This is a genomic window from Dolosigranulum pigrum ATCC 51524, from assembly GCF_000245815.1.
GTDB lineage: Bacteria > Bacillota > Bacilli > Lactobacillales > Carnobacteriaceae_A > Dolosigranulum > Dolosigranulum pigrum.
This window is the reverse complement of sequence record NZ_JH601103.1, coordinates 1315509-1327064: the sequence shown is the minus strand read 5'-3', so window position 1 is coordinate 1327064 and position 11556 is coordinate 1315509. Positions and strand designations below refer to the sequence as shown.

Genomic DNA, 11556 nt, shown 5'->3' with positions numbered 1-11556 from the left:
AAGAATTGCCTCGTGATTTATGTTAAAATAGACAAGATGGGAGGGAAGGTCGTGTTTATTTCAATTATTATGCCGGTCTATAATGTGGAGGAACATTTACATAGAGCACTTCAGTCGGTGCTGGCGCAATCATCGCAGGCGTGGGAGTTAATCTTGGTAGATGATGGGTCGACGGATCAGTCTGGGAGAATATGCGATCAGTTTCAGGCCCAATATTCAGATCAGATGATTCACGTGATTCATCAAGAAAATCTAGGCTCCGGGATGGCGCGTAATGCAGGACTTGCCCAAGCTAAAGGCGAGTATATTTATTTCGCTGATCCGGATGATTATTTGGAACCTACCTTGATTGAGGACAACCGAGCGCAGTTACTAGTGAAACCGACTGATTTGTTAGTTTTTGGCTATGAGGTCGCAATTGCTGGTTCACCTCATTTGAATGAAGTGCGCCTGCCTGCTTTTCCGAATTTAACAACTACCGAGATGGTGCGAGATCATTTTGGAAATTACTATTATAATTCACCTTATGCGTTGTGGAATAAGCTATATAAGCGAGAATTTTTAGCGGAGATTGGGGCTCAGTTTACGGATCAAGTGGTGGGACAAGATGCGCTCTTCAACCTTGATGTGTTAGCGGAAGTGTCCTCAATCGGGGTGAATCGTCAAGTCTATTATCATTACGTCAAGCATCCTGGATCAGCGATTCGACGCTTTCGTGCGAAGCGATTTGAGTTAGAAAGTCAGATTGCGCAGAAGTTAGACTGTTTGATAGATAGCTGGGGGATGTCGGATCGGTTCCGACCGCTTATTCAAGAAGCGTATTGGCAGGCTGTTTATTTGGAAGTTGTCAATTTGTCTCATTCAGATTGTCCGTTAAGTGTGGGTGAGCAAGCCCAGCGTCTACAAGCAGTTATGGCTCAGGAACAAGTTAGCCGTTATATTGATCGATCATTTGCGTCTCAAGAGACCAATGTGTTTCGTCGGCAGTTAATGCGTGCGTTATTGGCCGGTCATTATCGATGGGCACTGCGACTGATGAAGGGACGGTTAGCCGTTGAACGCGGGTCGGCTGCTATATTTTATACAGTGCGACAATGGTTAAGTTAAAGAGGTAAGAGGAGGGAACGCAATGAGTGAACCGGTTGTATCGGTGATTATTCCGACCTATAATGTAGAGCGGTATGTGGAGGAGTGTTTGGCATCGATTATGAGCCAGACCTACGAGTCGATTGAGCTCATTGTCATTGATGATGGCTCAACGGATACCACGCCCTATTTACTGAAGCAGCATCCGGGTGACTTCCACTTAATATTGAATCAAGAAAATAAAAAACAAGGCGCGGTCCGCAATGAAGGATTGGCACAAGCGACAGGGAAGTACATATTATTTGTTGATGCAGATGATCTCATAGTGCCCGAAGCGGTTCAAGTATTGGTGGCGGCAGCTGAACGTGATCAAGCCGATTTAGTGCGCTTCAACGCCGATGTCATCCAACAACACCTTCTTCCAGATATGGCTGTTAATCAGTATAATTTTAGCCATGTGTTGGAAGAAGAGGTGCTGTATACGGGCAAGCAGTTATGGTCAGTCTTGCGGAAGTCGTATCATCCTTCACCCTGTCTGTATATGACGAAGCGAGCGGTGTTAACAGAGGGAAACGTGCGCTTTCCAGAGGGGATTATTCATGAAGATGAGTGGTTTACTTTGAAGTTGTTTACATTAGTTGAGTCAATGGTTTATGTGAATCAAGCCTTGTATCAGCGACGTTATCGTTTAGCTTCAACTATGACAGATCGTTCGAACCTACAGAAGTTGCGCTCCTTCGAGTCATACAGGGAGATCTTACATCGGATGACCGAGCTGTATCATGACTTAGAACAGCCAGCTGAACGAAAATTTGTCAAACGCCAGATGCTGTCGATCTATAGTGGCTTAGAACAGCTCGAGGTACCAGCAGAGAGACGGCAAGAATTACGAGAGTTTAAGGAAATAACATTAGTGGACCGGTTGTTGTTAGATGTTCGTCGTCTAAAACAGCGCTGGTTATAGAGGAGTGAGTCGATGGTAAGGAAAAAAATTGGTGTTGTCTTCGGGACACGACCGGAAGCTATTAAGATGGCGCCGGTTATTCATACATTAAAGCAATTTCCCGCTGAATTTGAAGTTGTCGTCATTGTATCGGCCCAACACCGAGAGATGTTGGATCAAGTGCTTGATGTATTTGATATTGAGCCAGATTATGATTTGGACATTATGAAGCCGAATCAGTCACTGTCACATATCACAGCAGATGTGTTGAAAGGATTAGAGGAGATTTTTATTAAAGAAGCTTGCGATATGATCCTAGTTCATGGTGATACGACGACAAGTTTTTCAGCAGCGTTAGCAGCCTACTACCAAAAGATTCCAGTTGCTCATGTAGAGGCAGGCTTGCGGACGTATGATAAGTCCTTCCCGTTCCCAGAAGAAGTGAATCGCCAAATGATTGATAATATTGCCGATCTATATTTTGCGCCGACTAAGCAAGCGCAAGCTAATTTATTGCAAGAGAATAAACCAGTTGATGCCATTACAGTGACAGGGAATACGGCGATTGATGCACTGGCTTATACCAAGGAGATGCAGCAGTCGCACCCTGTCTTGGAGTTAGTCCCTAAAGATGAAGATAAACCGGTTATTTTACTGACGATGCATCGGCGTGAAAATTTTGGTCAACCGATGCAGCAGGTGTTTACGGTAATTAATCGGTTAACCGCTGAGTTCGATGAGTTAAATGTGATTATGCCCGTTCATCTGAATCCGAATGTGCAAGAATTGGTGGCGGAACATCTGGCGGACAATGAACACGTCCACTTATGTGAGCCTTTATCGGTAGAAGTGTTTCATCAACTGATGGCTAAGGCAACGGTTATCTTAACCGATTCAGGCGGCTTGCAGGAAGAAGCGCCCGCCTTAGATATTCCTGTTCTTGTATTGCGCGATACGACTGAGCGCCCGGAAGGAATCGAAGCAGGGACGTTGAAGTTGGTCGGGACTCATCCTGAGACCGTTTATGCTGAGACGAAGCAACTATTAACTGATAGAGCAAGTTATGAACGGATGGCTCAGGCCAAGAATCCATATGGGGATGGCCATGCGAGTGAACGCATTGTTGCCGTGTTACGAGAATTTTTCCAAGATAAGAATCGTCAGGAGGGGTATGATGAGTAATACTGGTGGATTTGACCGAACGAAGAAGATGATTATTCTAATCTCAGATGTATTATTGTATCATGTTAGTATTTATTTAGCTTTTTTCTTACGCTATCAAGGCGATTTGCCGTATAATTACTTGGCATATGAGAAAACACGAATCTATATTTTTATTTCCTTTATTGTGTTGAATATTTTGCTCGGGATCTATGTGATGTATAATAAGCGCAAGACGGATTTGATTTTACTGACTCTTATTATTCAACTTATTATGTCGGTGCTTATTATGGCGATGACGTTCTTTGGGCGATTATTTACTTTCCCGCGAACGGTCATTTTAATTAGCTTGATTACAAGTACGATTATTTTGTCACTTTGGCGGATTGTTATTTTTAAACTGTATTTGAAGCTATCTGGTAGTAAGAAAGTCGTGGTTATCGGGGATGAGGAGCAGTGCCGACAAGTGGTGCAGAACTTCGCGATGGCTAAGAACAACCGTCACGTTATCGAAGCGGTGATTACGGGACATGTGCAAGAGCATATTGAACAGCTAATTGAGTCGATTGATATTATCTATTTAGTCGATAATAGTCGACCGGAATTGACCGGTGATCTGTACCGATTAGCACTGATGCACGACAAGAAGCTCTTCTTACCAACAACTTTCGAGACATTGAAGATGGTGTCAGCGAATGTGATGACGATTGAAGATGAGAGTATCTTGGAATTGTCGATGTTTCATATTAGTCCAGAAGATGATCTGCTCAAGCGTGCCGGCGATATTTTGATTTCAGTGATATTACTTATTTTGGCTTCGCCGATTATGTTAGTAACTGCCTTGCTGATTAAAGCAACATCGAAGGGGCCTGTTTTTTATAAACAAACACGGATAACGCTTGATCAGCGAGAGTTTTCTATTTTGAAATTCCGTACGATGAGTGCTACCGCCGAGAAGGATTCTGGTCCGGTCTTAGCGCAAGCGAATGACTCGCGAGTGACAACAGTTGGTAAGTATTTGCGCTCACTTCGAATCGATGAGTTACCGCAATTGATTAATGTTTTGCGTGGTGACATGTCACTTGTTGGTCCACGTCCAGAGCGCCCGTTCTTCGTTGAACAGTTCAAGGAAGAGAATCCGTATTATGAGTTGCGTCATAATGTGCGAGCAGGTATTACAGGTTACGCACAAGTTTACGGGAAATATTCGACTGATTTCCAGGCAAAATTAAAGTTCGATCTGGTCTATATTAAGAATTATTCACTTTTGTTCGACATCCAGATTTTGCTTCAAACGATTAAAATTTTATTTGATAAAGTTTCCTCAAAAGGAGTCGACGAAGCGAGTGAATGGGGAGACACACTCCCAGACTCGATCGATATTTATAAATAACAAAAAACGAGTATCACTTGATAGTTGAGTGATACTCGTTTTTTCTCGCTTTTTTAATCATAGCGGTTAAAGTTATTCATCAGCCATTTTAAGCTGTTAAGCAAAGGTTTGGTCTCCCCCATTAAGCCAATTAGCTCAACGAATAATTCTAAACTAATGAGAATACCGAAAATGAGCAGAATAGCTCCGATAAATGATGAAAAATTCAAGAGCAAAGCGACAATTGAGAAGATGCCCGAAAGTAAGTAGAGGGCTACAACTGCTTGGCGATGCGACATACCAAGAAAAATAAACCGGTAGTGAATATGGCCAAGATCGCGTGATTTGAAGGATTGATTATTTAGCTTTCGCCGAATAATGGCATAGATCGTATCCGTAAACGGAATTCCTAAAATCACAATAGGCAAAATCAAGGCTACAAAGGTTGCGTTCTTCAAGCCAGCGAGCGAAAAGATACCAATCATGAAACCTAAAAATAGCGCACCGGTATCGCCTAAGAAAATCGTAGCTGGGAAGAAATTATATGGCCAAAAGCCCATAATCGCTGCGACTAATATAAAAATCATGACGGATAGACTAACTTGTTCGATCGCTAAGAAGAAAAAGCCAATAATTCCCATTGTTGTCAAGGAAATAATCGAAATCCCACTTGCCAACCCATCTAAGCCATCAATTAAGTTCATCGAGTTGGCAAAGCCAAGCAACCAAATCATTGTCAACAGATAACTAAACGGCCCGAAGTGAACTTCTCCCACCATAGGCAATGTAATGAAATTTAAGGCAAAATCACTATATAAATAAAAAACTGTCGCTCCGATAACAATCCCCAAACTTTTCATCAACGGCGATATAACGAGCCAATCATCAATCACACCAGTCAGCACAATAATAGTGGTGGAAAGAAAAATTGGATGAATAATCTCGCTCGGTATATCCACTAAAAAATACAGGGTGAGGAAAAAACTTGCATAAATAGCGAGTCCTCCCATTGTTGCGACGGATGTTTCTTTATGAATGACTTCTCCATCGTGATAGTCGAGTGAGTGCGTTTGGATTTTTTTGGCGAAGTAACGCAAGATGGGTGTGGTAACTAATGTTAAGAACATTGTCGCCATACACGCCAATAAAACTTCAAAAAAATTATACATAAAACCATCCTTATACCTTGCTAATAAAACGTCTCTAATACGTAACTTTATTATAACATATTTTGAACAAGGTAGTTTAAAAATGATGATTTTTTGAAGAATATCGTTTATTTTTAGCAAGATGGTCGCTCGTGATATGACGGAGGAAAGACGAACATGGAAAATAGGGACTACTTATGATAAAATTGGCGGTAGTAGTCGTTTAATGACGAATGATGAAAAAGTAAAGAATTAAAGAATAGGTGATTATATGGAAGAAAAGAACCAGCGATTTAGACAAGAACCGAGACGAAGACGCGGTTGTGGCTGTGGATGCTGCGCTGGGTGTTTAGGTGCTTTTGTGATTATTTTAGTTGTGCTAGCCGTGCTTGGTGTGTTCTTCTACAATGATATTCGCTCTGCCTTCAACGGCTTCCAACAAACGATTAGCCAAGAAAATTTGCGCCAGCAACCGGTGAACTTGACGGCGGGCGATCCATTTTCCGTCTTACTCTTGGGAATTGATTCAGGAGATTTTGAGCGGACGGATCAAGGACGATCAGATACGATCATGCTGTCATCGGTTAATCCGCATAATAATCAAACCACTATCTTGAGTATTCCACGTGACACGCGAGTCTACATCAATGAAGTAGGTTATGAAGACAAGCTAAATCATGCCTATGCGTATGGTGGGGCAGGAGCAGCCGTTAATGCTGTTCAGTCCCTCTTGAATGTCCCGATAGATTATTACATAACCGTTGATATGGCCGGTCTGCAACAGTTAATCGATGCAATTGGTGGCATTCAGCTGACACCTTCCATTGATGTGTATCAGGATGGCTATCAATTTATTGCGGGGCAGACGCTGATCGTTGATGGGGCGGGAGCTCTTGCCTATGTGCGCAATCGTCAAGATGATCCGCGCGGTGATTATGGCCGGCAAGCGCGTCAGCGAGAAGTCGTCTTAGCGACGTTAAACGCAGTTGGAAGCATCGATTCGCTAATTAACTACCGACCACTTTTAGGTACATTGGAACAAGCGGTCACCACGAATTTATCGTTTGAACAGTTAATGACGTTTTTCCAGAACTATCGCAATGTGGCTGATTCAGTGATTGAAGAACAGCTGAACGGTGAAGGGGTAACGATCGATAATATTTATTATGAAGTCATTCCGGAAGCTGAACTGAACCGCGTACAACAATTATTACGTGGCGAATTAGAATTATCATAACGAGAGAAGAGAGGATTAATTATGAGTCGAATTACAGTTGTTGGGATGGGATATGTGGGCTTATCGAATGCCGTATTACTGGCCCAACACAACCAAGTTAAAGCATTAGAAATTATCGAAGAAAAAGTGGAATTAATCAATGCCGGCAAGTCGCCTATTGTAGATCATGATATCGAAACCTACTTGGCAGAGAAAGAATTGAACTTAGAAGCAACATCAGATATTGCCAAAGCATATGAGGAGTCGCCTGAGTTTGTCGTGGTCGCAGCTCCGACAAATTATGATGAACAGACGAATTATTTCGATACATCTGCCGTCGAACGGGTGATTGAAGACGTTCTCGAACATGCGCCAGATGCAACAATTATTATAAAATCAACCGTTCCTGTCGGTTATACCAAAGATATCCGTGCAAAGTATAATACCAATAATATTATCTTCTCGCCTGAATTCTTGCGCGAAGGTCGTGCGCTCTATGATAATTTATATCCAAGCCGTATTATTATCGGTGAGGTATCCGAACGGGCAGAACAATTTGCGGAGTTATTGAAAGAAGGCGCTGAAGCAACTGAAATTGAGACCTTATTTATGGATTCGACTGAAGCAGAAGCGGTGAAACTGTTCTCCAATACCTTCTTAGCCTTACGTGTGGCTTACTTTAACGAATTGGACTCTTATGCCGAAACACGTGGCTTAGATACCAAGTCTATTATTGATGGAGTTGGACTAGATCCACGGATTGGCGATCATTACAACAATCCTTCGTTTGGGTATGGCGGTTACTGTTTACCTAAGGATACGAAGCAATTATTAGCTAACTATGCGGATGTCCCGAACAATATTATTCGGGCCATTGTCGATGCGAACCGAACACGCAAAGATTTTGTAGCAGAACAAGTTTTAGCGAAAAAACCACAAACAGTTGGTGTCTACCGTCTAACAATGAAATCGGATTCTGATAATTTCCGTCAATCAGCCATTCAAGGTGTGATGAAGCGAATTAAGGCAAAAGGTATCCCGTGTGTGGTCTATGAACCAGCTTTGGATGCGGAACACTTTTATCATTCAGAGGTTATCAAGGACTTGGCACAGTTTAAAGAACAGAGCGATGTCATTATTACGAATCGGATGACACCAGAGTTGGCAGATGTTGCGGAAAAAGTGTATACAAGAGATTTATATCACAACAATTAATTGAGGGAGGATGAGCAGGGTGGATGCATCGGTATTGGCGATTGAGGCATTAATTAGGCGTGAGGAACAGCTTTTTCATCCGGAACAAGTGCGTCCATCAATTGTCGGGAAAACAGTGCTCATTACTGGAGCAGCAGGATCGATTGGATCAGAATTATGCCGACAGTTACTAAGATTGGACCCGGATTGCCTCTTGTTGCTAGATCATAGTGAACATGGGATTTACTGTCTTCACCAAGCATTGCAGTCGCTGGAGTCAGAGACAACGCTCGTCCCCCTCATTGCTGATGTGCGAGACAAAGCACGTATGATCGCAATTTGTCAAGCGTATCAGCCAGATATTATCTGTCATGTTGCGGCTTATAAGCATGTCCCCTTGATGGAAAGCCAACCTGATGAAGCGGTGACGAACAATATTTGTGGTACTTTAAATTTACTGGAAGTGGCTACTGATCAGGAAATACGCTCGTTTGTTCTCGTGTCAACGGATAAGGCCGTTCAGCCGGTTGGGATTATGGGAGCGACTAAGCGTGTAGCTGAATTGCTCGTCTCTGCCTTCCGTGAACAGACGGGTTATCCTTATTTGGCCGTTCGCTTCGGTAATGTCTTGCAGTCGAATGGATCAGTTATCCCTCGTTTCCTTACTCAGATCGAAGCAGGCGGCCCCGTTACAATAACTGATCGCCGGATGCTGCGTTACTTCATGACGGTGCGAGAAGCTGCTCAACTTATACTGAAAGCTCTCTCCTTTTCGGATCAAGCAGATTTGTTCGTCTCCGATATGGGGACACCGGTGAAAATTATTGACTTAGCCCGAGCGCTTATTGACCAGAAGGCTGCCGGAGAGTCAATCAAGATTGTAGAAACAGGCATTCGCCCCGGTGAGCGACTAGAAGAAGTTTATTTAACAGCTGATGAATTCGTGAAAGAACAAATAGTAGAGGGGTTATTTATTGGCCAGAATATCACTCTACCCCTAGAAGAGTTAATGGACTTCATCGAACAACTCACTACTAGTCCACCAGATCAATTGAAAAAAATCTTATTATCTTTTGTCAACAACTATCACTAAATATATCAAACTACCTCTCGGAGGTAGTTTTTATTTGGGGACAAATACTAAGGAAGGGTGAGACAAAAGTTGATACAAAATATATGCAGAATGATAGAAATTGTGATACAATGAGAACAGGAGGGCGTGCGATGAACAGAGACTTGGCGCAATATATAGCAGAACAATTAAAAGAAATCCATCCATTTTTTAGATGGAAAGTAATTAATCATTCGAAGAAGCGAATTGTGGAGTTATACCTCACCTTTCGTGTTGAAATAACCGAAGATATTCACGTACAAGATATTCGAGGCGAGATTAACGGAGAGAAGTATATTCAGTTCGAAGATGTGATCGCCTTCTATGATTCAGTGATTTCCGATATCCAGAATGAAAACTATCTGGCTACTATCAACTTCGATCATGAACTAGGGATTGAAAAAGGACGCGTACAAGCCACTTTGAAGCATTTGATTCGAGTAGCATCCAATGGTAAAACAGAATTAGATGAATTCCTGGCTGATAGTACCATTAACACGTTTGAATTGCGTTGGGGTGAGCGCAATCTCCAACAAGCTATTCAGACGATGAAAGAAGCAGAACGATTCAATGATGAGCGGTTATTTATGCACTTCGAGGTAGAACCATCGCTTATTAATAAATTTACGGGGGGCAATGCGGTTGACGGTGTGGAGCGAATTTAGTGTAATGATTCATAGTGATGCAGAAGAAGCTGTGGCGAACTTATTGATCGAACTGGGCTCGGCAGGAGTCTCAATCGTCAATCAACATGACTTGATGGACTTGCCGGAGTATCAATATGAAGAGTTGTTGGATCGTGATGATCCTAAGTATCTCACTGATCGTATTATTGTCAAGAGTTATTTTTATGATGTGGACAATGCTGAGCACTTGAAGCAGCATATTGAAGATCAGCTGGCAACCTACCATGATTATGGTCTGAATACTAGCAACTTTACGGTTCAGTATGCAACGATTGATGAAGAAGACTGGGCAGACACGTGGAAGAAGTATTATCATCCCGTAGCATTGACTCGCTTCCTCACCATTGTTCCGCAGTGGCAGGCGTATGAGCCTCATCATTCGGATGAAATAGTCTTGAAGCTCGATCCGGGGCAAGCCTTTGGAACGGGAACGCATCCGACCACGCAACTTGCTCTCCAACTGCTAGAGACGACGATGCGTGGTGGCGAGACCTTGCTTGATGTGGGAACTGGCTCAGGTGTCTTAAGTATTGCTGCTGCTTATATGGGTGCGGGAGATATTTATGCTTATGATATCGATGCGGTGGCCACTAGAGTCGCTGCCGAAAATATTGCCCTGAATAACCAGTCCGACCAGATCAACGTGGCGGTTAATCAATCGCTGGACAATATTACTCATGAAACCGATATGATTGTCGCCAATATTTTGGCGGACATCATTATCCCCTTAACGGCCGATGCTTATCGCTTGCTGAAGCCCGGTGGAACTTTTATCACATCCGGCATTATCGACAGTAAGAAAGAAGCTGTTATTGCTGAACTAGAACGAGTCGGCTTTATTGTCGAACAGATGAACCAGATGACGGATTGGATCGGCATCCTCGCCCGCAAACCGCTTACGACTAAAGAAAAGGAGTTAAAATAATGAAGAACTTAGCACAATACATTGATCATACTGCACTAAAACCAGACGCCACGGAATTAGACATCCAAAAAATCTGTCTAGAAGCTAAAGAACATCACTTCAAGTCCGTCTGTGTGAACCCAACTTGGGTCGAATATTGTCGAGACTTCTTGCACGGATCAGATGTAGAAATCTGTACGGTCATCGGCTTCCCCCTCGGAGCTAATGCGATGGAAGCAAAAGCCCAAGAAGCGAAGTTAGCTGTCGAACAAGGCGCGACTGAAGTGGATATGGTCATTAACATTGGCCGCTTGAAGAGTGAAGATTACCGAACTGTTGCTCGTGACATTAAAGGGGTCGTCCAAGCTGTTCAAGGCAAAGCGATCGTAAAAGTGATCATCGAAACATCACTACTGACAAAATACGAAAAAATTCGTGCGTGTGAGATTGCTAAACAAGCAGGAGCTGATTTTGTTAAAACATCGACAGGCTTCTCAGGTGGTGGTGCAACTGTGGAAGACGTCAAATTAATGCGTAGCACGGTTGGTCCAGAGATGGGTGTAAAAGCATCCGGTGGCGTTCGCAGTGCTGAAGATGCCCAAGCGATGATTGAAGCGGGTGCAACTCGGATTGGAGCTTCCAGTGGTGTCAAGATCGTCAGTGGTCAAACAGCTGACTCAGGCGAATATTGATCATATAGCGCAAAAGCTTTATAATAAGAACAACAATAACCAG

The 11556-nt window shown here is 43.0% G+C and carries 11 protein-coding genes; 10 read left to right on the top strand and 1 reads right to left on the bottom strand.

What is annotated here, in order from left to right:
* Positions 1-51 precede the first annotated feature (51 nt).
* Genes HMPREF9703_RS06055 through HMPREF9703_RS06040 form a run of 4 tightly spaced genes read left to right on the top strand, consistent with a single transcriptional unit; the run spans position 52 to position 4583 of the window.
* Positions 52-1107 carry a glycosyltransferase family 2 protein gene (locus HMPREF9703_RS06055; RefSeq protein ID WP_004636416.1) on the top strand — a complete coding sequence of 352 codons (1056 nt, stop codon included), beginning with the start codon at positions 52-54 and terminating at the stop codon, positions 1105-1107.
* Positions 1108-1129: 22 nt separating this feature from the next.
* Positions 1130-2050: a glycosyltransferase family 2 protein gene (locus tag HMPREF9703_RS06050; protein ID WP_004636415.1), complete on the top strand. Its 921-nt coding sequence runs from the start codon at positions 1130-1132 to the stop codon at positions 2048-2050.
* Positions 2051-2062: 12 nt separating this feature from the next.
* The gene (gene wecB / locus HMPREF9703_RS06045) at positions 2063-3211 is read left to right on the top strand and encodes a non-hydrolyzing UDP-N-acetylglucosamine 2-epimerase (RefSeq protein ID WP_004636414.1); all 1149 of its coding nucleotides are present in this window, start codon (positions 2063-2065) and stop codon (positions 3209-3211) included.
* Positions 3204-4583, top strand: a complete 1380-nt coding sequence (locus tag HMPREF9703_RS06040) for a sugar transferase (protein ID WP_004636413.1) — start codon at positions 3204-3206, stop codon at positions 4581-4583. The genes wecB and HMPREF9703_RS06040 overlap by 8 nt, the downstream gene beginning before the upstream one ends.
* A gap of 53 nt (positions 4584-4636) precedes the next feature.
* On the opposite strand, the gene HMPREF9703_RS06035 is transcribed toward HMPREF9703_RS06040, so the two are convergent.
* Positions 4637-5731: a glycosyltransferase family 4 protein gene (locus tag HMPREF9703_RS06035; protein WP_004636412.1), complete on the bottom strand. Its 1095-nt coding sequence runs from the start codon at positions 5729-5731 to the stop codon at positions 4637-4639.
* 250 nt (positions 5732-5981) lie between these two features.
* Here HMPREF9703_RS06035 and HMPREF9703_RS06030 point away from each other — a divergent pair, with 250 nt between their 5' ends.
* The 6 genes from HMPREF9703_RS06030 (at position 5982) to deoC (ending at position 11513) form a co-directional block, all read left to right on the top strand.
* Entirely contained in the window at positions 5982-6947 is a 966-nt protein-coding gene (locus HMPREF9703_RS06030; RefSeq protein WP_004636411.1) for an LCP family glycopolymer transferase, read from the top strand.
* 21 nt (positions 6948-6968) lie between these two features.
* Positions 6969-8141, top strand: coding sequence for a nucleotide sugar dehydrogenase (locus HMPREF9703_RS06025; RefSeq protein ID WP_004636410.1), 1173 nt, complete (start codon positions 6969-6971; stop codon positions 8139-8141).
* Between the two features lie 19 nt (positions 8142-8160).
* The gene (locus tag HMPREF9703_RS06020; protein ID WP_004636409.1) at positions 8161-9213 is read left to right on the top strand and encodes an SDR family NAD(P)-dependent oxidoreductase; all 1053 of its coding nucleotides are present in this window, start codon (positions 8161-8163) and stop codon (positions 9211-9213) included.
* 131 nt (positions 9214-9344) lie between these two features.
* Positions 9345-9896: a DUF3013 family protein gene (locus HMPREF9703_RS06015; RefSeq protein WP_004636408.1), complete on the top strand. Its 552-nt coding sequence runs from the start codon at positions 9345-9347 to the stop codon at positions 9894-9896.
* Positions 9897-9900: 4 nt separating this feature from the next.
* On the top strand, positions 9901-10842 hold the full coding sequence (gene prmA, locus HMPREF9703_RS06010; protein WP_256998280.1) for a 50S ribosomal protein L11 methyltransferase: 942 nt from the start codon (positions 9901-9903) through the stop codon (positions 10840-10842).
* Positions 10842-11513: a deoxyribose-phosphate aldolase gene (gene deoC, locus HMPREF9703_RS06005; protein WP_004636406.1), complete on the top strand. Its 672-nt coding sequence runs from the start codon at positions 10842-10844 to the stop codon at positions 11511-11513. Before prmA ends, deoC begins: the two co-directional genes overlap by 1 nt.
* Positions 11514-11556: the final 43 nt, after the last annotated feature.